General features: G+C 24.2%; 16 protein-coding genes. 10 read left to right on the top strand and 6 right to left on the bottom strand.

What is annotated here, in order from left to right:
* Nucleotides 1–509 precede the first annotated feature (509 nt).
* From OC680_RS00970 to OC680_RS00950, 5 genes are all read left to right on the top strand, one after another.
* The gene (locus OC680_RS00970) at nucleotides 510–2,390 is read left to right on the top strand and encodes a DEAD/DEAH box helicase (RefSeq protein ID WP_304515259.1); all 1,881 of its coding nucleotides are present in this window, start codon (nucleotides 510–512) and stop codon (nucleotides 2,388–2,390) included.
* A gap of 17 nt (nucleotides 2,391–2,407) precedes the next feature.
* A complete protein-coding gene (gene plsX, locus OC680_RS00965; RefSeq protein WP_304515258.1) occupies nucleotides 2,408–3,427 on the top strand; it encodes a phosphate acyltransferase PlsX in 1,020 nt (339 codons plus the stop codon).
* A gap of 13 nt (nucleotides 3,428–3,440) precedes the next feature.
* Nucleotides 3,441–4,124, top strand: coding sequence for a ribonuclease III (rnc, locus tag OC680_RS00960; protein ID WP_304515257.1), 684 nt, complete (start codon nucleotides 3,441–3,443; stop codon nucleotides 4,122–4,124).
* Complete coding sequence (locus tag OC680_RS00955) at nucleotides 4,121–4,741, top strand: DnaD domain protein (RefSeq protein WP_304515256.1); 621 nt, start codon at nucleotides 4,121–4,123, stop codon at nucleotides 4,739–4,741. The genes rnc and OC680_RS00955 overlap by 4 nt, the downstream gene beginning before the upstream one ends.
* Nucleotides 4,742–4,854: 113 nt before the next feature.
* Complete coding sequence (locus OC680_RS00950) at nucleotides 4,855–5,382, top strand: hypothetical protein (protein WP_304515255.1); 528 nt, start codon at nucleotides 4,855–4,857, stop codon at nucleotides 5,380–5,382.
* A 271-nt stretch (nucleotides 5,383–5,653) separates the two neighbouring features.
* On the opposite strand, the gene OC680_RS00945 is transcribed toward OC680_RS00950, so the two are convergent.
* From OC680_RS00945 to dnaX, 6 genes are all read right to left on the bottom strand, one after another.
* On the bottom strand, nucleotides 5,654–7,282 hold the full coding sequence (locus tag OC680_RS00945; RefSeq protein WP_304515254.1) for a CTP synthase: 1,629 nt from the start codon (nucleotides 7,280–7,282) through the stop codon (nucleotides 5,654–5,656).
* A 62-nt stretch (nucleotides 7,283–7,344) separates the two neighbouring features.
* On the bottom strand, nucleotides 7,345–8,214 hold the full coding sequence (locus OC680_RS00940; RefSeq protein WP_304515253.1) for a phosphatidylserine decarboxylase: 870 nt from the start codon (nucleotides 8,212–8,214) through the stop codon (nucleotides 7,345–7,347).
* 23 nt (nucleotides 8,215–8,237) lie between these two features.
* On the bottom strand, nucleotides 8,238–8,900 hold the full coding sequence (locus OC680_RS00935; protein WP_304515251.1) for a CDP-alcohol phosphatidyltransferase family protein: 663 nt from the start codon (nucleotides 8,898–8,900) through the stop codon (nucleotides 8,238–8,240).
* Nucleotides 8,901–9,037: 137 nt separating this feature from the next.
* A complete protein-coding gene (gene rpoE, locus OC680_RS00930) occupies nucleotides 9,038–9,592 on the bottom strand; it encodes a DNA-directed RNA polymerase subunit delta (protein WP_304515250.1) in 555 nt (184 codons plus the stop codon).
* A gap of 135 nt (nucleotides 9,593–9,727) precedes the next feature.
* Complete coding sequence (locus OC680_RS00925; protein WP_304515249.1) at nucleotides 9,728–10,000, bottom strand: YbaB/EbfC family nucleoid-associated protein; 273 nt, start codon at nucleotides 9,998–10,000, stop codon at nucleotides 9,728–9,730.
* Nucleotides 10,001–10,062: 62 nt separating this feature from the next.
* Nucleotides 10,063–11,826 carry a DNA polymerase III subunit gamma/tau gene (gene dnaX, locus OC680_RS00920; RefSeq protein WP_304515248.1) on the bottom strand — a complete coding sequence of 588 codons (1,764 nt, stop codon included), beginning with the start codon at nucleotides 11,824–11,826 and terminating at the stop codon, nucleotides 10,063–10,065.
* Between the two features lie 769 nt (nucleotides 11,827–12,595).
* Between dnaX and OC680_RS00915 the strand changes: the two genes are divergently transcribed.
* The 5 genes from OC680_RS00915 (at nucleotide 12,596) to OC680_RS00895 (ending at nucleotide 24,220) form a co-directional block, all read left to right on the top strand.
* Nucleotides 12,596–13,372 (top strand): HAD-IIB family hydrolase, encoded by a 777-nt coding sequence (locus tag OC680_RS00915; protein WP_304515247.1) that lies wholly within the window; start codon nucleotides 12,596–12,598, stop codon nucleotides 13,370–13,372.
* A gap of 344 nt (nucleotides 13,373–13,716) precedes the next feature.
* Nucleotides 13,717–14,331, top strand: a complete 615-nt coding sequence (locus OC680_RS00910; protein ID WP_304515246.1) for a DUF4194 domain-containing protein — start codon at nucleotides 13,717–13,719, stop codon at nucleotides 14,329–14,331.
* Nucleotides 14,332–15,404: 1,073 nt separating this feature from the next.
* Nucleotides 15,405–15,788, top strand: a complete 384-nt coding sequence (locus OC680_RS00905; RefSeq protein WP_304515245.1) for a hypothetical protein — start codon at nucleotides 15,405–15,407, stop codon at nucleotides 15,786–15,788.
* A 1,564-nt stretch (nucleotides 15,789–17,352) separates the two neighbouring features.
* Nucleotides 17,353–19,524, top strand: a complete 2,172-nt coding sequence (locus tag OC680_RS00900; protein ID WP_304515244.1) for an ABC transporter ATP-binding protein/permease — start codon at nucleotides 17,353–17,355, stop codon at nucleotides 19,522–19,524.
* A gap of 1,399 nt (nucleotides 19,525–20,923) precedes the next feature.
* The gene (locus tag OC680_RS00895; RefSeq protein WP_304515243.1) at nucleotides 20,924–24,220 is read left to right on the top strand and encodes an ATP-binding protein; all 3,297 of its coding nucleotides are present in this window, start codon (nucleotides 20,924–20,926) and stop codon (nucleotides 24,218–24,220) included.
* Nucleotides 24,221–24,297 lie beyond the last annotated feature (77 nt).

The following is a 24,297-nucleotide window of genomic DNA, read 5'->3' as shown; positions in this document are numbered from 1 at the left end:
TTTGTATAAAAACACATTATATTTATCGATGTTATGAAATAAGAATTCAGTTTAATTCGACTGAATTTCGCTAAAATTCTTTCTCATTGTTATTGCTATTCTTATAAAAAGATAGTTCTCAGTCAAACAATTATGTTGTTTTTATTTGCTCTACTCATTTGCTAGCTGTTTTGTTTTATGTATAAATGGTAAAGGTAATTGACAAAATCATCATTTAACATATGAAGTTTGATTAATGTGTTATAATAAATAATGTTAAAGTTGGATAAAATAAACTAATTCGATTGGTCATTATTTTCTTCGTGAAAAATCATATTCTAAATATTTCGATCTATAAAGTGTCTAGAAAATTTTTTATTCTGTTTTTGCAGTTTTTTAAAAAAACGATGTATGTAAATAGATTGTTATTAACATTTTGAGAAGAGGCAATTCCAAATATAATTTATAAATTATGAAACTAGTTACAGTTACTAAATCAGTTCTCAATAGTTACTTGGAGCCAATAAAGAATGGATTCTATTTTTAATCAAATGTTTTTGCAATTTGACCCGTTAGGTAAATTAGCTGCTAATAATATTAACAATTTTAAAAAACTAATATTAACTAGACCGAAAAAATACGAAAATTTTATTTTATCTGACATTAACCAAATCAGAGATAGGGAAGATGTTAACTTATGCGGAACTATAACGAATCAACCAGTTTTATTAATGTGTAAATCTCAAAAAAAAATAATCCGTTTTAAGATACTATTATCTAATGAGAATGTTTTGGAAATTATCGTTTTTAACAATTTTTTTTTGAAAAAATTATTGACTATTAAAAAGAATGTTTTTGTTAAAGGCAAATATTATTTACATCGTAGGTGTGTAGTTGCTTCTTTTATTTCTTCAGAATTAAATATTTGCAATACTATTAAACCTATTTATGAGTTTAAATCTTTTTCCGATGAGAAAGTTAAAATTTTTATTCAAAAACTTTTTAGTCATCCTAAGTTTCATATTAAAGAAAATTTAAATCAGACAATTTTGCAAAGATATAATTTACTTAGTAAAACAGAAGCTTTTAAAAATCTTCATTTGCCTCAAAACCAACAAATGTTAAAGAGAGCTTTTTTAAGATTTAAATTTGAAGAAGCTTTTTTTATACTTAAAAAAATGTTTCAACTAAAAGAAAAATTACCTGTAAAAACTCCTCTTGAATATGATATTGATTATGTACGTCAAATTATCAAAACAATTCCTTTTGAATTAACTTTGGATCAAAAAAAAATAGTTAATTGTATTTACTCTGATTTCAAAAAAAATTATTCTACCGAAAGAATTATTCAAGGAGACGTTAGTTCTGGAAAAACTATAATAGTTTTTTTGGCAGCTTTAGGGGTTATTAGTGCTGGTAAACAGGTTTTATTGATGGCTCCTACTGAAATTTTAGCTAAACAACATTACTTGAATTTTAAAAAATTTTCCCCTTCTATTAAAACTGTTTTTTTAACTTCTAAAAGTATCTCAAAAAAACTTTTACAAGAAAATATTAAAAATGGTTTTTTTAAAATGGTTATAGGCACTCATGTATTATCTAGTATTGATTTTGATCAACTGGGTCTAATAATTTTTGATGAAACTCATAAATTTGGTGTAGATATTAAAGAAAAAGCTATATCTCAAAACTCTAGTTCTGACATTTTACATGTAACAGCTACTCCGATACCTAAAACCTTGTCTACTATGTATTTTGGTTTTTTGCCAACTTCTTTATTAAAAAACCTTCCTTATAAAAAAAGAAACATTGTTACTATAAAATGTTCTTTTGATTTTATTGTGCCTTTATTAATTAAAAATCAAGTAAAAAACGAACAAACTTATATAGTTGTTCCTGCTATTGATGATAAGTCTAAGTTCTTCAATATTCAAAATATAACTTTTTTGTTAAAATCAAAAAAAATTGATCATTTTTATGTTTTACACGGTAAAAAAACTCTCAAAGAAAAAGAATCTGTTATGTACGATTTCATTAATAACCAGAAAGGTATCCTATTATCTACCTCTATTATAGAAGTAGGCATTGATGTTTACAACGCAACCACTATGATTATTTTGGGCGCAGAATATTTCGGATTAAGCCAGTTGCATCAATTAAGAGGAAGAATTGGTAGAAATAATAAACAAAATTATTGTTTTTTAGTTTATCATAAGCATAATTCTAGATTGGATATTCTTAAAAGAGAAGATAACGGTTTTTATTTAAGTAAATTTGATTTAAAACATAGAGGTCCGGGAGATTTTTTGGGCAAAAAACAAAGTGGTTATTTTATGTATAAGTTTTTAAATGTTAAAGAAGATTACAAGATTATTAAACAGGTTCATAAATACCTGTGTGAATTCAGTTAAAACAAAGAGGGTTGAAAATGATTAGATTATCAGTAGATGCTATGGGAGGAGATTTTGCTCCTGAATCAATTATCGCAGGTGTATTTCAAGCTTTACTTAAAGTCAATGATTTATTTATTTATCTATATGGCGACGCAAATAAAATAAATGACATTTTAAAAAATATTTCTGGGTCTAATCACTATCAATTATTAAGCCAAAGAATAAAAATCATACATACCCCTTTTTATTTAGACATGGGTATTAAGTATGTTAGAGAAGAAATAAGAGATAATCCTAAACACTCAATGTTTTTAGCTTTAGAAGCTGCTAGAAAGAACCAAGTAGATGGGGTTATTTCGGCCGGTCCTACTCAAGCTTTGGTACTATCAAGTTACTTAATGATTGGTACTGTTGGTAATATGAAAAGAATATCTTTAGCACCTATTTTTACATCTTTAGACAATAAAACAAGAATTTTATTAGATGCAGGTGCTAATATTGAAACCAAACCAGAAGATTTATTATCCTTTGCCATTTGTGCTTCTGTACTTGCTCAAGACTTTTTAAATATTAGTACCCCTATAGTAAAACTCTTAAATATTGGTATAGAGGGGGATAAAGGAAGACATTTAGAGATCGAAACTTTTAAATTATTAAAAGCTAATCCGAATATTTTTTTTAAAGGAAATGAAGAACCACAGAATATTTTTCATACGGAGGCAGATATTTTGTTAAGTGATGGTTATACTTCTAATATACTTTTAAAAACGCATAAGGGGCTTACAGATATGTTTGGGACAGTTTTTAAAGAAGTTTTAACTGAAAATCTTGCAAAAAAGATAGTAAGTAGAGTGTTCTTTCAAAAAAAAATTCAAACAATTTTCAAAAAACTAGACAGTAAAGAAATTGGAGGAGCTATTTTATTGGGATTGAATAAAATTGTTATAAAAGCGCATGGCAACTCTAAGTCTTATGCTTTTTATAAAGCGATTATGCAGGCTAAACTTTTAGTTGAACAAGGTTTTTTAGCCAAAATTTTGAAAAAATTTCAATAATATAAGGATTATTATGTCTCTCAAAAATTTATTTCAAAGGTTAAATATTAAACCTAAAAATATTTCTTTATATATCAGAGCTTTAACACATAGTTCTTATGCTAATGAAAATAATTTTAAACATTTTAATAACGAAAGATTGGAATTTTTAGGTGATTCTGTAATTAATTTTTTAATGGCTAATTATTTGTACGGAAAAAATAAAGATGATGAAGGAATAATGACAAAAAAAAGAGCTCAAGCTGTTTGCGTAGAATCTTTATTAATTTATGCTGAGGAAATAGACTTAAACAAGTATATTTTTTTGGGTAAAGGAGAACGTAAAAGATGTGTTTATAATTATTCTATTATAGCTGATGCTTTTGAAGCTTTATTCGGGGCTATTTATTTAGATTTAGGTTATTTTCAAGTTAAGACAACATTTCATCATATTATTGTGCCTTGCTTAAGTAAAGTTATTAATATTATTGATTTTAAAACACAATTACAAGAATTAATTCAAACTCGTGATCAAAATATCAATTATAAGATAGTTGCCGAAAAAGGATTAGCTCATGAAAAAGAATTTATCGCAGAAGTTTATTTGGAAACTACACTTTTAGGCAAAGGAACTGGAAAAACTAAAAAATCAGCTGAGCAACAAGCAGCTAAAATAGCTTTAATAAAAGTATCTGGAGAAAGGGGGCCTCATCTATGATTAAATTGCTTTACGAAAAAGGGGTTCTCAATATAGAGAAGATTTTAATTAGTGAATATAAAAATATTAATTTAGATTTATCAGAGTTAACTGTTTTGCTTTTTTTATTTAGTTGCTATGAACAAAAAATTTTTTCTTCTACTGTTTTAGCTCAATACATGAATCTTTCCAAAAATGAAGTAGAATCTATTTTAGAAAGATTAATTAAAAAGAATTTTTTTTCCTTATTGCAATCTCAGAAGAATGATAAAATGATAGAAATATTTAATTTAGACGGTACTTTCGTTCAATTGGAAAAAGTTTATATCAAAAAACAAAAACAAGCTCAATTGGAAAAACAAGATAACAGCATAGCATCCGCTATAGACTATTTAGAAGATTTAAAAGGTAGAATTTTGACCAGTAATGAATTAGAAATTGTGAAGAGTTGGTATTTAGACCCTCATCGTAATCATCAAGATATCACACAAGCTATTAAACAAGCTGTTGCAAATAACAAAAATTCCATTCATTATATAGACAGTCTTTTAAATTTCGCTAATTACAATTTAAATACACATTATGACGATGAGGATAACAAAATGCTTTATAAATTTTTTCAACAAATTCAAAAATAAGTTTTGAAATTATAAGTATTTTGTATTGTACTTTGAAAATATGTTATAATTGAAATCGGTATTGGATCTTTTTTCAAAGATTTAATAATAATATAGATAGGAGAAAAGTGTTTATGATTCAAAAAGAAAATTTTTTGCAAACTAAAAACGGTAAAATCATTGCTGGTGCTGTCTCTGGTGTCGGATTAGTGTTGATATATTTTGTTGCTGCATGGTTTCTTAATTTCTTTCCTTTCGGTAATAGTATTTTAACTCAATCTAGTTTAGATAAATTAGCACAAAACTTAAAACTTAATGATACTTTATCGTCTACTAGCACTAACACTGTAGAACAAGAAGCAGCAAAAAAAGCAATAAATACTCTTAGTGACGCGTGTGCAAAAATAAAAGAAGCTCTGGATAAACATAATAGATCAGCAAGCGATGACAAAAAAATTCAAGAAACAACGTTTAGTAAATTGAACGATTTAAAAACAAAAATTGATGCAGCAAAAAAAGAATCTGACAAAATTAGTGATTTTAGTGCATCTGCTTTTTTAACTGCATATAGAGCTATTAAACAAAATGATATTCAAGTACTAATAAATGCAATTCAAACAGATGCATCTATTACTGCTACTGATGATACAAAAACAAAATAAACCAACAAGCAAAAAATATAAAACTAGAAAATTAAATAATTTTTTATAATACAGTTGGGTTATTTTATATTTTTTATGAATAAAAATAGTTATATATCAAAATAGAGCAAAAAAGTGTTCAAATAATTATTATTTGAACACTTTTTTTATCTTTTTTATCTTTTTTATCTTTTTTATCTTTTTTATCTTTTTTATCTTTTTTATCTTTTTTATCTTTTTTATCTTTTTTATCTTTTTTATCTTTTTTATCTTTTTATATAATATATTATATCTATATTTTCTGTTTATTGTACTCTAAGGTTTTTTGAATAAAACTTTTAAAGAGAGGGTGAGGGGTTAAAGGTCTTGATAAAAATTCAGGATGGAATTGTACTCCTATAAACCAAATATGATTTTTTAATTCTATAATTTCAGGTATTTTATTGTCAGGATTAAAGCCTGTGATTATAAAATTATCGTCTTTGGCAAATAATTGTAAATATTCTAAATTCATTTCATAGCGATGACGGTATCTTTCGTAGATAGTTTCTTTTTGATAAATTTTATAACTTGCTCCTTCATTACAATTTATTTGGCAAGCATATAATCCTAATCGTAAAGAACCACCTAAATTGTCTTGTTTGATTTTTTTTGTAATCACAGGAAAAGGAGTATCTGGGTCTATTTCTATTGAGTTAGCTTTTTTCAATTTTAAAATTTTACGAGCATATTCAATGATAGCTGTTTGCATTCCCAAACAAATACCAAAAAAAGGAATATTATTCTCGCGAGCATACGTAACAGCTTTGATTTTGCCTTCAATAGCTCTAGCTCCAAAACCACCAGGAATTAAAATACCATCACATTCTTTAAGATTATCGTTTATATTATCTTCCATCAAAATTTCAGAATCCACCCATTTAATATATATTTTAACATTATGATAATAGGAAGCATGTTTTAGAGCTTCTAAAATAGATAAATAAGCATCATGGCAGTTAACGTATTTACCAACTAAAGCAACAGTTATTTGGTTTTTTAAGTGACTTATTTTATGAATTAAATATTTGTATTCTGATAAATTTGATTTCGGCAAATTATTTATACGGAAGTAGTCTAAAATAAAATTATCTATTTTTTGTTTATGTAGATTGATTGTTATTTGGTATAAAATATCCACATTAGTGTTTTCGAAAATAGCTTTTGTTTGTACGTCACACAAAATAGATATTTTTTTTTTCATTTCTAAGGGAATATTTTTTTCGCTTCTTAAAATTAAAATTTGTGGTTGTATGCCTAATGATCTTAATTCTTTAATACTATGTTGAGTTGGTTTTGTTTTAGATTCTTGTGAAGTCTGAAGATAAGGTATAAAAGTATTATGTACATAAATAACATTATGCCATCCTAGCTTATGTCTAATTTGTCTAATAGATTCTACAAAAGGTAGTGATTCCATGTCACCTATAGTTCCTCCTATTTCAACAATAACTATATCGTAATCTGATATTTTATTAAACTTGAGTATTCTGTTTTTAATTTCGTCAGTGATATGAGGAATGATTTGGATAGTTTTTCCTAAATATTTTCCTTCTCTTTCCTTGTTAATAACAGATTGGTAAATTTGACCAGTTGTGATACTAGAATCTTTTGAAAGGTTTATATCTAGATATCTTTCATAATTACCTAAATCTAAATCAGTTTCAGTTCCGTCGTTTGTCACAAACACTTCTCCATGTTGGTAAGGACTCATTGTTCCGGAATCAACATTAATATAAGGATCAAATTTTTGGATAAAAACTTTTAATCCGCGTTTTTTTAAAATATGGCCTATAGATGATGCAATTATTCCCTTACCTAATCCTGATACTACTCCGCCTGTAATAAAAATAAATTTAGTTTTGGTATTTTGATTATTCATATTTATCTATCTATCTTTCTCCAAAAAATGAAATTAAAATGGATTATTTATTTCCGTATTGTTTAAATTTTTAATCCTATTTTTTCTCCTATGTTAATTTTGGTTTCTTTATTGTTTTGGGTATTTTTTATAATTTTTTGATCAAAGGAAACTTTATCTTGTTTTACTAATAAAACAATTGTAGAACCACCAAAAGAAAAAAAACCTTTTTCTTGCCCTTTTTTAAAATGTATAATGTTATGATTATTAATCTTTCCTACTAATAAAGCTCCTATTTCGATTTGGATAATTTGGCCAAAATTTTGGGTATGCAAAATATTATATTCACGACTATTTTCTTTAAACACATTAAAATATTGAAAAGCGATAGGATTAACAGTGTGTAGTTTTCCTTTTATTTTATAGGTATTTTTATTTTGATAACCATTATCAATAAATATGTAACGATGGTAGTCGGTGTCTTTTAATCTTAAAAGTACTAAAAAACCATTTACATATTCATCAGCTAAACGGCTATTTTTCAGAAGGTCGTTTAAATGATATTTAGTATTTTTAATATTGTAAATGCTTTTTTTGTTGATTGGATAGATACATATTTCGCCTTCTCCTGGACTTATAAAATCATCACTACATTTAGAAAAATTTATTTTTTTGTATTGACGAGTGAAAAAATCATTATAAGAATAAAATTCAGATTTACAAAATAAGTTTATGTCAATATTAGTTTTTTTGATCATTTTATTAATATGTATTCTAGACACAGGAGACTTTAGATATACACTAATTATTTTAGTAAAAAATTTGGAAACAATAATTTTTAATAAAAATCTTTTGAACCAATTTTTCCTTATCTTGTGATATAGTATCTTTTGTTTTAAACTGGTTATTTTGGGATCAGTATTATTTTTGTTTATCTTGGTTGTTTTTTTCATATTATATACCTAAAAAAATTTAATTATAAGTGTAGGGCAATAAGTGCTACTGCTATTAAAAGTAAAAATAAAATAAAATGAAAAATATTTGTTGGTTTTTTAAATTTGATTTTATCACATACAAATAAAAATGATAATAAAATAAAACTAAATATATATGCGAATAAAAAAATTTTTTGGTTATAAAAATTCAATGGTTGTATTTTTTCTAAAATAAAATAAAACAAAACTAGTAATGGATAAATAACAGATGAAATAGTGACTGGAATTCCAATAAAAGTGTTAGAAGCGGATGGATTAATTACTTCGCTTCTAATATTAAAATATGCGAGCCTTATTAAAGAAGCTAGAATATATAAAGAACCACAAATAAGAAAACATATATTGTAAATATTACTAAATTCTAATTTAAAAGTGTTTTTAAATAAAGATAATCCGATAAAAACAGGTAACATTCCAAAACTAACTAAGTCTGCTAGAGAATCTATTTGGACTCCGTATCTCTTTTCTTGTACAGAACGTTTTTTTTTACTACGACTAATAATCCCGTCTAAAATATCTAAAATTCCCGATATTGATAGACAAATACAAGAAAAAACGATTTTATCTTTTTCTAAGGTGAAGATTATACCATAGAATCCACTTAATAAATTTAAATAAGTCATATATACAGTGTAATTATACATTCCTAGTAACATTCTAATGCTCCATTTTTTATCTTTTATGTGTGTTAAATTTAATTTCTTTTTTAGAAATAAATTATATTTTGATTAAAATTATTACAAAAAATAAGTTTAGAATTTTTTGATAATATTATTATCCATTATTTATTTTCATATAAATAATCATAATCATCCATAATTTCTTCGCTTTTGTCTTCGTCGCTTTCGATATCATCTCCTTCTTCTGATTCTAGTTCTATGCTATTGTTTTCTAATGGTTCATTTTCTATGTCTAAATCTAAATCTAAGTTTTCTTCTTCTGTATTATCGTTATCTATTTCTTCTTCTGCGATACTTTCATTTATATTTTGTAAAGTTAAATCTTCTAGATTTAAAATTTCTTTTTCTAAGTCTAATTTGATTTTATTATTATCCTTATTCGTGTTTATATAATATTCTTTATCCCATAAATTCAGATTATTTTCTTTAATCCCCCAAAGATCTTCCCCGTGGAAAACAAAAAGACCGCTTGAAACAATATCTAGATATAACTGGGATAATTTTTCTTCGTTTTTGAAATTGATTTCTTTGATTTGGCATACTTTTTTCATTAATTGATAGATAGGCATGGGTTTATTATTTTTTTTTAAAATTTGAAAAGAAATTTCTATCATAGATTTAATTGGTGTTATTTTGTCGTTATTATTGTTAAACACGAGAAGTATCTCCTTTTGCTAAATTAATTTGTGTTATGCTAATATGAACATGGATTAAATTTATATTTTTAGATAATTTATTTTACTACTTTGATTAGAAGAATGACTGATTTTGTATTTAGATTTATAAATGCATTATAAGTCTAAATTTTCAGAAGCTTTGTCAATAACATCTTTAGATGCTTTTTCTACTTGTTTTAAAACATTGTTAAAACATATCAAAAGACTTTCTTGTATTAAATCTATATTTTTCATGACATCTATATTTTTAATTTGAACATCTACAACTTGTTTAGTCCCTTGCATGACTATAATTACATTACCTATTCTAGAAATAAATTCTTTAGATTCTAATTTTTTTTGTTCTTTTTGAATAGCTTCTTGAATTTTTTTTAATTTTTCGAACATATTTACGTTAGTTCTCATTTCTTAGTGTTCCTTAATACAATCAATAGACTTTCATTTTTCTTTCATTTTTTTGATTCTGAAATTTTTACTTTTTCTAAACCAAAATATTCTTTTGCTAATTCAATAATAATTGACTGTTTTGTTTCTAAATTTAAAGTTGAATTTCGTTCATAGAAATGTACATCTAGGTCGGATAAATCTACATCCTTTTTATTTCTGGTACTTTGAAATTTTAAGTAAACAGGTTTTAATACTTGTTCCCAGTCTTTATTCAAAATAACAAAATATTCTTCGATTAATTTGGTTTTAGAATTTAGAATAGTTTTAATTTTATTTTTTATATTTATTTTGATTAATTGTTTATAATGGCTTAAGGTTTCGCAAGATAAAAGTAATTCTTTGCTTTGATTTATTAATAGTACATTACTTTTGTATAAACATCTTGCGGCAATTTCTAAATCTTTTTGAGGAAAATTTTCTAACTTAGGCCATCCTTTTTTTAAAGTTTCTGTAACTGTTAAATCAGGGTTAATTAAAATTTGTTTTAAACGTTTTGTAAAATTGTTTTCTTTTTTATTTATATGAAATTTATCGTAATTATTTGCTAGATTATTTTGTTTTTTGGCAAGATGATTAAAATCTAATTGTAGATTATCATTTTTGTTTTGTTCATTTGTTATTGTTATTTCTGAAAAACTTTTGTCTTGCCCATAAGTAAGATTTGTTTTAGTATTCGTTTTAGTTTGTTTGTTTTGTAAATTGAAATTTTGGTTTATTAAGTATTGATTTAGTTGTATAAAATTTATAATTAATAAGTTTTTTTTTTGCTTACACCACCTAATGTCTTGTTTTAGCTGTAATAATGTGTATAAAATTTTTGTACTAATTTTATGAGGTATTTCATATAATACATTTTTAAAGTCGTTTTCGCTTTGGAAACAATTAATAAAACAAGTTTGAAAAAAATCGATTAAATCATCTATAAAGAGGTTAATTTCGATACTAGGTGCTAAAATAGATTCTAAAAGAGAAATTATTGTTTTAGTATCTTTGTTGAATAAACATTTCGCTAATTTTTCTATTTGAGCTTCCGGAACAATACCTAAAATGGTTTCAATATCTTCTTGTTTTATGATATTATTTTGATAAGAACTTACTTTATCTAATAAGTTTAGAGCATCTCTCATGCTGCCATTGGAATAAAAAGCTATTTTATTTAAAGCTTTATTATCGATTGAAATTTTTTCTTCTTTTGTAATATTTCTTAATTTTTTTTCAATTTCTTTTTCTGGTATATTTAATAAGTGAAAATGTTGTGTCCTAGAAATTATTGTTTTAGGAATTTTATATAATTCACTTGTTATTAAAATAAAAATTAGGTTTAAAGGCGGTTCTTCTAGTAATTTTAGCAAAGCATTAAAGGCGTTATAAGATAATACGTGAACTTCGTCAATTATGTAAATTTTATATTTTAAAAAATTTGGTTTATATTTAGCAGTATTTTGTAATTCTCTAATTTCACCAACACCATTGTAAGAAGCTCCATCAATTTCTATTACATCTAAATTAACTTTTTGTTCTATACTAAGACAGGAATGACATGAATTGCAACAATCTTGATATTGCAAATTTGCACAATTAATAACTTTAGCCAAATTTTTAGCTAGTGTTGTTTTTCCAACCCCCTTATCGCCGCTTAATAGGTAACAATGATGAATTTTTTGATATTCGATAGCATTTTTTAAGGTTTGAATAATTATTTTTTGACCAATTATGTTAGAAAAATTTCTTGGTCTATATTTGCGATATAAAGCTAAATGAGGCATTTTTCATAAATTCCCTTTTAAAAATTTACACTAGTATCATTAAATACACTGATTAAGAATAAAATTATTTTGGTTTTACATTAAAAAATATTTCAATACGCAAAATATTTCTTAATATTTTACCATATAAATTTGTTTTTCAAAGAAATTACTTGTAAAGATTTATACTATATTCGCTCTATATAGTTTTTGACTTTTTTCTTTTTTATATCATGAAACATATCTTTTTTTGTCTATTATTTATTACAGAATCTTTATTTTTATGTATAATAAGCAAGAATTATCAAGATTTTTTTTAATTAATCTTATTCAAACATTACTAATGTGTTATAGTTAATGCTTTAAAGTGTCATTCTACAAAAATTATTCTGTAAGTGTAATTTTTAGCTATACACAATAACATTTTACAATATTAACTTTACTTATATAAGTTGAACCAGGGGATATATTACCTTCTTTTGTGTTTATATTTATTTTAAAGTGTTCGTAATAAATTATATTAATTGAAAATTTTTAACAATTTATCTATGAACAATAATTACTTTGTTTTTTAATATTTATTTACCCAAAAATGTATTGGTTTTTGTGATCAAATGAATAATTTTAAATGTCATTTGTATTTTTATTTTTTTTGATATAATAAATCTATTGCAGTACTTTCAGTTTTTTTAAGTGTGATTGAGAAAAATTATCTAAGTATTTATATCTATTTTTCCTTTTTTCATTGTATGTTAGTTCAACTAAATGCGAGGTTTTAGACAAATAATAAATGAGAAGAATATTTTTTTTTGATATCGATCAAACTGTGTATCATAATAGTAAGAAGACAGTTTTGCCCCAAACAAAAAAATTAATTATTGAATTATCCAAATTGCCTGACACAATTTTAGGAATTGCAACAGGAAGAAATTATCGTAATTTAAATGTTATAAATGAGATTTCTTATTGTTTTCAATATTTTGTGCTTATGAATGGTTCTTTAACTGTTTCAAACAACAATATCATTGATGAAGTACCTTTTTTACAAGATCATATCACTGATATTCTTGAAAAAACTAAAGCATATAACATTACCATAGCTGGAATGGGGATGCAAAAAGAAGTTATTTTAAATGATAATAATTTATCAAGATCATCTTTAGAACAACATCAAAAAGAAGAATTTGATTATTTAATTGATCATAATTTCTACTTAAATAATAAAGTTTACTTGATGATACTTTTAGGGAAGGATATTGACAAAATTAAATTCTTATTAAAGGATTCCAATCTTTTTAACATATGTTGTTGGGAGACGCATATCGATTTAACTGTGAAGAACGTGAACAAATATTATAGCATTAAAAAGATTAAAGATAAATATCCTGATTATAAATTAATTTGTGTGGGTGATGGTAGTAATGACATAGAAATGTTAAAAGCAGCAGATATTGGCATTGCTATGGGGAATAGTTTGTATCCAGAGGTTAAAAAAGCATCTAATTTTGTTGCTCCTCATATTGATACAGATAAATTGTACGATTTTTTTAAAGAAAACATTTTGTAATTGCCATCATAGAAGCAAATTATAGAAATAATTTTAATTCGTTTAATTTAAGTAAGATTATTTATTTATAAAACAGAAAATATTTTATATATGCAAAATACATACCCCTTATATTTATATAGTTTCGCGTTTTAAATTAGTTCAAAACAGTTGTATAATTCTAGACAAAAGTATGTTATCTATATGTATTAGAAAATTTATTTTATTCGTATATTTTTATTTTTTTCAGTATGGGATTAAGAGACAGGCATATTTCATACTTAGTGAGAAATTGATTTTTACATCAATTTTACATCTTTAACAAATGATTTATGAAAAAAATATTTTAAAGAAAAAAAGGTTTTATGGATAAAAAAACACTAGCATTAAATACATTTGTTCAAAAATTCGGAATTTTAAGAGAAAATGAAAAAGATGTTTTTTCTAGAATTGTCAATAAATTGTTTCAAGTGAATTATTTAACTATTCAAAAGTTAGCTGATGCCAATGATTATCGCTTTATTTTGTTTTATAAGGAACTCTTTGATTCTTTTTTTCAATTAGTTGATTTTCAATTAGAAATAAAAAAACATGATGAAGTAATTTTTATAAGAAATTTTCATCATTTTAACAAATTAAAACTTAAAAAAGAAGAAAGTTTAGTTTTATTGATTTTTCGCATTTTATTCCAAAAAAAGAAAGAATCTTTTTCTCATAACAAGAAAGTAGAAGTTTATTTACAAGACATTTACACAGAATTAAAAAACATTGGGTACTCAGAAATCCGGAAATTGAATAAAGAAACTTTCAAAAGAGTTTTAATTTTATTGCGTCAATACAATATTATTGATTATTCAGATAATAGTAACTACTTATCTGATCATTTAATTATTATAATTTATCCTTCTATTCTTTATCTAGTTAACTTAGAAATGATTGAATATTATCAAGAATTATTAAGTTCTAAACAAGCTATTTAAGTTTATTTCAAAGTTTTTTATTTTAATTTTTGTTTATCTATTTTTTAGAAATTTTTGTATAATCAAAACAATTCGCCAATACTCATTAAGAAAATGTTTTTTTTATTTATGATTATTATGTTCAGAAAATTAAAATTAATAACTGCGTAAAAGTTACATTTAAGGTATCATAAAAAGATAAAAGTTGAATATTCTATAAAATTGTTATCATAAATACTATTCTCTCGCTAATATTCTGACATAATGGCAAGAATATTAGTTTTTTTTAGTTGGGAATCTTTTCTTTTCATTAGTTTTAAACACAAACTGAATTTATTTTTATTTCTGAAATCCTTGTTTTGCCATTAAGCAGTTAGTAAATTTTCCTCCTCAGAAAAAAAGAGTTAGAATATAAAACAACTAGATTTTTTACTAAAAAAATTTATATCCATTGCGAGAGAGAATATGTTAGAAGATAGTTAGTTGTTTTAAAAAACAACGGGTTATCAAAATAGAAAGCATTTATTTATGTAATTATGATTATTTAACATAGTGACATTTATTGTGCTTAGACTATGGTAATTAGCGTCTGGTTCTTTGCTGTATTAAAAAAATAAGAGGAAGTATAATTCCATGTTGAACTAAAAAGTACAGCGTAAATAATTATTAATACTAAGGTTTTTTTAGTCGCTGTAGTAATTTTATTCATCGGTGATGAATAGCAATCTAATATTTAAAAATAGACATGCTAATGATAAGCATCTGCACTCTCATCTTATCATTGCAATAAATAATTTCTATTACTCAAATACAAACTAGAGTTCAAATGATTCAAACTTTTCAAGGCATAGTTGTTTAAAAGTAATTTTGTGTCTTTTTTCAATAAATAAGGTAGTTAAAAGAAGCTTTTTATATTGAGAATAGAGTTTTAGAAATAGCTCAAGATACACTTATATGTATTCTTTGAAATAGGAATGAACCGCTATTTTACTATTCTGAAACAATGCCTAAATAGAAGTTGGAGTATAAGTAATTGAAATTATTTATGAAATAAGATATAATCTTTAAAAAGGAAAAGGAGAAATTTTATTATGATGTCCTCTAAAATGACAAAAATGAAAATTGTAAATGTTAGCTTACTTTTACTTTATTTATTAGTAGTAAGAGGCTTATTTAGTCATTATTATAATAATATTCTAGCAATGAGTGATAATAACCGTGAAGTAAACGTTTCCCAAGTCAATGATGAGGCGGATTTTCAGCAAAAAATAATTGAAATTGATAATAAACTTGTTTTTTACAGAGAACAACTACAAAAATTTATTGAACAATTAGAACTTGCTAGATCATCAGAGCCGACAAAATCACATGGTGCCTTACGTGCTTTGATTAGAAATACTAACCAATTAATAGGTAATTTAGTAGAGCAACGCGCATTATACCTAACAGAAATGGAAAATAGGACTCGTCGTATCTAATTGTGAGGGATAAATATAAAAAGATTCAATGTACTGCCTCAGATACACAAGGATTTTTGTTGAAATAAGAACTTAGTTTGTGTTCATTGAAGAGATAGTGATTTAACATAATTAAATTTTTTTGTATGATTTGAACTTATGAAGAAAATTGCAGGTTTTTTCATCCATTCTAATAACAAATAACCTCTCATTTGGGGAGGTTTTTTTATTTTCTATTTTAGAATAAGCAGTAGTGATTATTTGTAACTTAAAAGGAGTTAAAACATAAAAGACTGAAGAACTTCGATTCATAATTTAAAATGATTAATCAAGAAATACTTATTTTTTTATGTTAAATATTTTTTAGAAGTTCTTTAGATTCTTAGTTTAGTTTTTTTGCTCTCTCGTTTCGCATAAAACTTCCCCGTATATAAACTTAAAATATTCCTAACTGGGTTAGGTTATAATAAACTTTCACCGGATACATACATATTTATTTAAAGGTCCTTGATAATATAAATATGTTTCTATTGTTTTTTTATTTTTTCCTATGTATTCAACAATTTATAATAAAAAAGTGATAGTATCTTTTTATTAAAACTTAACGCATGAAAATCTTGTTGGCCATTATGATCACGGGTGAGGCCGTCATTATTCCAAAGATCAAAGGAGCAAAAATTAAAATGCATCAGATCGGAAAATTCATGTTGTATTATTTTGTTTTAGTAAAGGCGCTATTTTATTAAGATCTTTGATTTGTTAATCGATCTCTAAAAGAGTAAGTTTAGTAGTTTCTTGTTGTGTCGGGCAAGTTCCTCCGCGGTTGGTTTGGCTTTTTCTTAGTCTAACATTTATTGATAATATTTAACCTGTTTAAACAGTAAAAACCATTGGTATGACACCATTAAAATTACTATATCTACTATCTTTAACCTGTAAGTTTCTTTGGCGATCCAGGTAGTTTTGTGATTATAATTCCTCCGGGTGTAAACATTCGGATTTCGGCTGCAAAGATTGTGAAAATAGCTTATTTTTGGGGCATCTAATACCAAAAAAACTCCCCCCAAGAATTAATTCTCTAAGCAGAATATTTTAATCATCCAACTTTTTAAAAATGAATTTATTTACTATTAGCCAGTTTTAACTAAATATTTATGTACTTTCTTATCTTTATATGTTGCATTGTTTCCTTTTTTAAGACAACTTTTTTTCAAAAAAGGCTTTAAGGTTTGATTTTAAGTAGAGAATTTAATATCTTTTCAAACTGATAAAATATTTTCATGAGATAATATAAAATAAAATTATTATTGTTTCATTTTGTAAACCACTTGTTAACTTTTTGTACATCAAAGTGAAAATAAAAATCAAACTGTTAATTTAATAATAGTTCAGTTTAAATTAAGGCTTCTCATTGGTGCCATTTTTTAAAGTTATTGCTCTCCCTTTTAAAGTAAATAAGATTTTTTGAATAGTTAAAAAAAAGAAAATATATTATAATTAAATAATCTCTATGCTCTAACTTTACTAGACTTTGTCATTAAATTTTTAAGTGATAGAAATGTTATTAAGAAAGTATGTAAGAAATATGTTAAAACTTAAAAATGTATTTAAAAAATACGGACAAAATGATCAAAATGATATTGTTGTTTTAAAAAATATAAATTTAGAATTTCCCCAAAAAGGACTTATTTTTATTATTGGCAAATCAGGTAGCGGAAAAACCACTTTGATGCATATTTTAGGGGGGTTAGACAAATATAGTAGCGGTGATATGATTTTCAAAAACATTTCTACCAAAGATTTTAAACCTTCTAATTTTGATTCATATCGTAATTCAGCGGTAGGTTTTGTGTTTCAAGATTATAATTTAATAGATGATTTTACAGTACTTCAAAATATAGGTATTGCTTTGGAATTACAAAGTAAAAAAATTAATAGTTCAAAAATTAATTCTGTTTTGAAAAGGTTAAATTTAGATAATTTGGGCCATCGTTTTCCCAAACAATTATCAGGAGGTCAACAGCAAAGAGTAGCTATCGCTAGAGCTATTGTTAAAAACCCTGAAATTATTATGTGTGATGAACCTACAGGTGCTTTAGATATTAAAACAGAAAAAGATGTTTTAGACATTTTGAAAGAATTGTCTAAAACTAAATTAGTTATTATAAATTCACATAATTTAAATGCAGCATGTTCTTATGCTGATCGTATTATTGAACTTTCAGATGGAAACATAATTGCTGATAAAACGAGACAACAAAATAATGGTAGCGAATTAAAACTATCTCATTTTGCTCATATTCAAAATAGTAACGATTTTTATTCGAAACAATTCCAAGATACTGTTTTTTCTAATGAAGACAGTGATAATGTTAGTATTTATAGATCTATCAAATCACGACTACCTTTATTAACATGTTATAAAATAGTTTTTAATACTTTAAAAAACAAAAAAGCAAATTTTTTCTTTAATATTTTTTTGACTAGTTTTTCTTTAATTTTTTTAGGTTTAGCTTTATCTTTTTCTTTTTATAATGCTAAAACAGCTGCTAAAAGTTCTTTAACGGAAAATCGTCATATTCCATTGATTATAACAAAAGTAAAAGAACATAGAACAACAAATGACCAATTTAAAAAACTACAAAAAGCATATCCTCATGCATATTTTCAAACTGTTTATAAAATAAATAAAGAAGATGCCCCCAATCATCAGTTTTTTAGTAAAATAGCATGGACTTTTTATGAAGATCAGGTTAACATTGTTTTTGTCGAAGATATAAAAGATTTGAACAAGGTAATTAATAATATAGGATTGAAAACAAAAAAACCAATAGACAGAGACTCAAATCAAAAAAAAGTCTTTATTACTCAATATTATTTTGATAAATTAAAAGAATACCAAAAATTTTTTTCGAAAATAATTTCACATCAATTAGTTCAAGAAGATTTAGGTTTATTGGAAGAAATAGAAGATTTAGGTTTATTGGAAGAAATGTTTCCGGAAAAACGTTTTGAAAATGTAGCCAATTTAAAACCTGATGAAGCTAAGCAATTGTTAAAAGATTTTTTTGCGGATTTGATCAAAAGTGTTTCCTATGTTTTATATAGATTAGACGTAGAAGAGGGAGTTAAAAAAATATTTTTTATCGAAAATAAAGAATTAAAAAAAATAATTGAATCATCTTTTCCAGTAAGTAGTTTGATAGGTACTTCAAAAAATTTAAGCGAAGAAGAGATAAAAGAAATTGTAGAAGCACATTATGAAAATTCTTATGACAATAAAATCCCTTTTAAGATTTCATTATCTAATATACCAGCTATAAAATTTATTGATGCTGTTAACCCCATTTTTCAAATTTTAAGCGGTGTATTCTTATTTTTAAGTGTTAATTATATTATATTTTCTGCTGTTTTAATGTTTAATTTTATTTCTTCGAGTATCAAAGATAAAATTAAAGATATTGGTATTTTAAAAGCTATTGGAGCCAATAGTTTTGATATTGCTAAAATTTTTATTCAAGAAGTTATTCTAATTTCTATTATTAATCTGTTATTATCTCTTTGTGTGACTAAATTTTTAATTTTTCTTGGAAATCAATGGATTTCTAATTTAGTTTGGATAACATTAATAGAATTTGGTTTTTATTCAATTTCAATTATTACTATTTTTGTTTTTGTTTTTTCTTTTGTAGTTAGCTTTATGGAAATTTTCAAAATATCCTTTAAAAAACCAATTGATATTATTTTGCAAAAATAATTGCATTAGATATATAAAGCAGTTGGTTATTTAGTATCAACTAAATGTAAAAATAGAAAATATTTTATTTTATCATATTGTGTGTCTGTTATAATTTTTTTTATTATCTAAAAAGATGTATTATTTTTTAAGATTTATTTACATTTGGAATTTTCAATAGAAATATATTTTTGAAATATAATTAATTTGAAAAGTTTTTTAAATGCTCTTAATAGTTTGGAATTATTTGGATCAATACATTTAATAGACATGATTAATATTATTCTTTCGTAAATCATATTTAAAATCAAAAACATAGTAAAATGAAGATGTAAAACAATAAACACATTACAAAAAGATTAATAATGAATGCGAAATCATTAAAACAACTGCTCAAAAGAATTTTTAATTTGTTTTAATTATGTGAATTTAATTTTATGAGGAAGTAGTAAAAAGTAGAAAATATCTTTTAATGAATTAAATTATTGTAATTTTTAAATGCGATTTATAAATATTAATAAATGATTTCATTTTAATAAACTTTAGTAATATTTTTTAATGTCTTAAAAGAAAATAGAGATAAGCGGCACATTTTCTGGTTTACACATTAACTAATTTTTTTCTGCTAAAAATATTATTTATCATCGGATTGTTTTTTTATAAATGATAGTTTATTAAGGTTTAGAAGCATAAATTAATGTTTTGTAATTTATCTTTTTGGTAATTTAAAAGTTTTTTAAAAAATTAACTAAAAATTAAATAATAGCCAAAATTTGTTTGATTTATTGAGTTGTTTAAGATATGAGTATAAAAATAAATGTTCAAAGATAAAGCGATCAAACATCTGAAAATTATTTTCATTATCACTAACAAAGCAACTCTTATACGTTTTCATTTGAATTTATTTTCTTTTATTCATAGTCATTATTATATAAACCACAAAAATATAGTACTTCAAAAAAAGTGCTCTATTAATAAGTCACATCTGAACTTTAATTGTTATTTAGCTAACAGTTTGGTTTTAAATGTGACTTTTTTTGGTATCATTTATTTAGATCTCTTTAGGAGAGGAGGGTTTTTCAAATTATTTTATAACGAATTTTATTTTGTAATCTTAAATTAAATATAGTCTCTCAACAAGAACTTTTAGTACATCGTCTTAAAATAAATTATCATTTTACATCGGTTATGAATAATTATTAAATTTATTTAATCTAAAAAATTCATTTTAAGAACTACGAATTTCATGTTCTAAGTAATGGATTAATTCATTTACGTTAACGATATTAAAAGTAGTTAGGTTTTTAAATTTTTTTAATTTAATTTGTTGTTTTACAAACAAATTAATAATTAAACAGTTTTTTAGAAATGTAGCTCGCTTTTTATCGTCTATTTATACCACTTTAATATAGGATATCAAATGAAAAAACTAACTAAAATACAATTGGTTAATTGGCATTTATTTTCATTTCAAACAATAGAAATTAAAGATAATGTTTTAATTTCAGGGGAAAATGGTTCAGGTAAATCAACTTTATTAGATGCTTTGCAATACGTTTTAATAGGGGAACGCAATAATGTTAAATTTAATATAGCAGCTAATGTTAATGCAAAACGTTCTTTAGAAAGCTATATTAGAGGCAAAATAGGTACTGAAAAAAAAGAATTTTTAAGAGAAAGAGATGTTATTACCCATATTGCTTTGGAATTTTATGACACTCAAAAAGAAAAATATGCTATTTTTGGTTGCGTCTTGGAATTATCTTTAGGAGGGATTTTAAAGGAAAAGTTTTATTTTTTAGAAAATATAACTTTTAGAGATGATATTTTTATTTTAAATCAAACACCGAAAAATCAAGAACAATTTTTATTTTCAGTACGTCAAAATGATCCATTTTTCTATTTTTTTGATACGAAAAAACAATATCAAAACGCAATAGGAAAATATCTACAAATAAATATTACTAAGTATATTCAAATATTACCCAAAGCTCTAGCTTTTAAACCTCTTAATTTACAGAATTTTGTATTTGATTTTTTATTAGAAGCGAATCCTGTTAATGTTTCTAGTCTTAAAAATAGTGTGAAACAATTAAAACAAATCGAATCACAAATTGAATTAGAACAAAACAAATTAAAGCATTTAACAAAAATTATGGATATTCATAAAACATTAGAATTGCTAGATAATCAAATTAAAATTAATAATTTATTAGAACGAAAAATTTCTATTGAGATATATAATAATAGTTTGAAAGAGTTATTGAGCCGGAAAATTCAAGAAGAATCTAATATAAAGATATATTTAGAGCAAAAAAAGAAGTTTTATTTGTATATAGAAAATTTAAATAATGATTTTTTCCAATTGGAAACTAAAAAAAATAGTGATTCTTTCTTTTTATTTAATTCTTTACAAAAAGATTTAGCTTATCATCAGTTTATTTACCAAGATTTAAAAGAACAAATAGACGTTTTTGTTCAAAAATTAAAAAAAGAAATTCAGATTTTACAAAATTTATTTCATTTAATTCCTGATATAACAAAAGATTTAAATTTGATTTTGCAGAATGCAAATGAATTTATCGATAACAAAGAAAAAGTAGTAGATTATTTATCTTTGCAGCAGGATTTGATGAAATTATCAGATTACTTATCTCGTGAAATGCTTTTACTTAGTATTAAACAGAATGAACTACAAAAAAGTATTAATGATTTGACAAAAAAGATACTTGATAAAAATAACTGTTTGAATTGTATTTTAGATAAGACAAAATCATATCCTTTCTATCTTCAAAAGATAATTTCTCTTTTAAAGATGGAATTAAGTAATTTTTATAATAAAAAAGTTATTGTTAGTCCTTTGTGTGAATTAATAGATATTAATGACGAATTATGGCGTAACGCTATAGAAGGTTTTTTAGGGAATAGAAAATTTAATTTGATTATAGATTCTGATTATTTCCATCAGGCTCTAAAAATATATGAAAAAATTCAATTAAACGAACAATTTTTTGATATAGGACTAGTAAATGTCGATAAAATTCCTTATATATCTGATAATCATAATAGTTTAGCAACTAAGATAACTACTCCTCATAAAAATGCTTTAAAATATGCTAAGCTTTTGTTATCTAATGTAATATGCGAAATATATGTGGCAAATTTGCAAAAACATAAAAAATCTATTACTCCTCAAGGTATGATTTATAGCAATTATACTGTAAAGAAATTGAATCCTAAAACTTATCAAATTCCTTACATTGGTGTTAATTCTGGCCATATACGTCAAAAAATGACTTTGTTAGAAATTGATAAATTACAACATGACTTATCAGAAAAACAAAAAAATTTTTCTAAAAATGAAAGTATTCTTAAACTTATTCAAAGTAGTCAAATATCACATGTTATTACAATAGATTATTTGTCTTTATGCACGAAGCTAAGCAATAAAAATAAAGAAATTAAATCAATTAAGGAAAACATCGCTAAATTAGATCAATCTCAACTATTTTTTTCGGAAGTAGAAAATAAATTAAGCCAAATCCAACGCGAAAAAAACGAAAAAAGTCACGAGTTAGATACAATTTTATTAAATATTGCCGAAAGTAAAAATAATTTTAATATTTATGAAAAAAAAATTATTTTACTACAAAAAGAATTATCAGAAATGAAACAAAAACTATATGATATCGAACAAAAAGAGGTTAGTTTGGCGGAAAAATCTCTTACTCAGTTACAAAATTATTTACAAAAATATAACTATGCTTATGACATTATCATTAAGCAAATAAAAGCTAATATTCAAATGATAGAACAACAAAAAAATACTCAAAAAATGGATTTGATTCAATTAATGCATGTGTACATCACAACTCATCATATTTCCGATGTAGAAGCTAAATTAGAATATCTTGATTATTTTTTGCAAGAATATAATTCTATTGTTACTCAAAATTTAATAATTTATGAACAAGAATCTAAAGAATTAACACGAAAAACTGAAATTATTTTTAAAGAAGAATTTATTAATAAGTTGAGAGATAGTATAGCGAATGCTCAACAACAAATTAGAAGGCTAAACACTATTCTTTATAATAGACCATTTGGCAATGATCGTTACCAACTTCTGATAAAGCCTTCGGAAAATCCTGAATATAAAAGATACTATTCTATGATTATTGATGCAAACGATCATTCTCCAAATGAAAAATCAAAGGAAAAAAGTTTGTCTTATAATAGTATTTTATTAGATGAGTTGTTTCAGAAAATAATTTCTTTTGATGAAGGATATGAACTAATAGTTAACTCATTTTTAGACTATCGTAATTATATGACTTATGATATTCAGATAAATGATTTAAATGGTGATATTTCTTTGTTTTCTAAAATTTTTCGAGAAAAATCAGGCGGCGAAACTCAAGTACCTTTTTATGTTATAATGGCAATTTGTTTTGAACAATTGTTATCAGAAGAATATCATGATAAAGGATGTCTAGTTTTATTTGATGAAGCTTTTAATAATATGGACGAGAATAGAATAGAATCAATGATGAATTTTTTTAATGATTTAAAAATTCAATTTTTGATTGCTATTCCGCCTCAGAGAATTGCTGATATTACTCCTCATGTAACAACTAATTTAATTATTGTCAAAGATGATTATCATGTTATGGTAGAAAATTTTACACAAGAAAATGTATCAAAAAAAAGTTATTAAACCTTTTTTGTTTTTTTTATTTTTACACAATTGAATTATTTCTTGTTTTGGAGATAGAATTGCTTTTGATTTAACAA

The sequence above is a fragment of the Candidatus Phytoplasma melaleucae genome (assembly GCF_030588185.1).
Classification (GTDB): Bacteria; Bacillota_I; Bacilli_A; order Acholeplasmatales; family Acholeplasmataceae; genus Phytoplasma; species Phytoplasma melaleucae.
The sequence above is the reverse complement of the archived record's forward strand: the minus strand, read 5'-3'. Positions and strand labels throughout refer to the sequence as shown.

Excerpts from the sequence above, each read along its gene's own strand:
- OC680_RS00935 (WP_304515251.1), bottom strand. The coding sequence starts at position 8,900 with ATGTATAATTACACTGTATATATGACTTATTTAAATTTATTAAGTGGA.
- OC680_RS00915 (WP_304515247.1), top strand. The coding sequence starts at position 12,596 with ATGAGAAGAATATTTTTTTTTGATATCGATCAAACTGTGTATCATAAT.
- OC680_RS00895 (WP_304515243.1), top strand. The coding sequence starts at position 20,924 with ATGAAAAAACTAACTAAAATACAATTGGTTAATTGGCATTTATTTTCA.
- plsX (WP_304515258.1), top strand. The coding sequence starts at position 2,408 with ATGATTAGATTATCAGTAGATGCTATGGGAGGAGATTTTGCTCCTGAA.
- OC680_RS00955 (WP_304515256.1), top strand. The coding sequence starts at position 4,121 with ATGATTAAATTGCTTTACGAAAAAGGGGTTCTCAATATAGAGAAGATT.
- dnaX (WP_304515248.1), bottom strand. The coding sequence starts at position 11,826 with ATGCCTCATTTAGCTTTATATCGCAAATATAGACCAAGAAATTTTTCT.
- OC680_RS00910 (WP_304515246.1), top strand. The coding sequence starts at position 13,717 with ATGGATAAAAAAACACTAGCATTAAATACATTTGTTCAAAAATTCGGA.
- OC680_RS00900 (WP_304515244.1), top strand. The coding sequence starts at position 17,353 with ATGTTAAAACTTAAAAATGTATTTAAAAAATACGGACAAAATGATCAA.
- OC680_RS00905 (WP_304515245.1), top strand. The coding sequence starts at position 15,405 with ATGTCCTCTAAAATGACAAAAATGAAAATTGTAAATGTTAGCTTACTT.
- OC680_RS00945 (WP_304515254.1), bottom strand. The coding sequence starts at position 7,282 with ATGAATAATCAAAATACCAAAACTAAATTTATTTTTATTACAGGCGGA.
- OC680_RS00925 (WP_304515249.1), bottom strand. The coding sequence starts at position 10,000 with ATGTTCGAAAAATTAAAAAAAATTCAAGAAGCTATTCAAAAAGAACAA.
- OC680_RS00940 (WP_304515253.1), bottom strand. The coding sequence starts at position 8,214 with ATGAAAAAAACAACCAAGATAAACAAAAATAATACTGATCCCAAAATA.
- OC680_RS00970 (WP_304515259.1), top strand. The coding sequence starts at position 510 with ATGGATTCTATTTTTAATCAAATGTTTTTGCAATTTGACCCGTTAGGT.
- rnc (WP_304515257.1), top strand. The coding sequence starts at position 3,441 with ATGTCTCTCAAAAATTTATTTCAAAGGTTAAATATTAAACCTAAAAAT.
- OC680_RS00950 (WP_304515255.1), top strand. The coding sequence starts at position 4,855 with ATGATTCAAAAAGAAAATTTTTTGCAAACTAAAAACGGTAAAATCATT.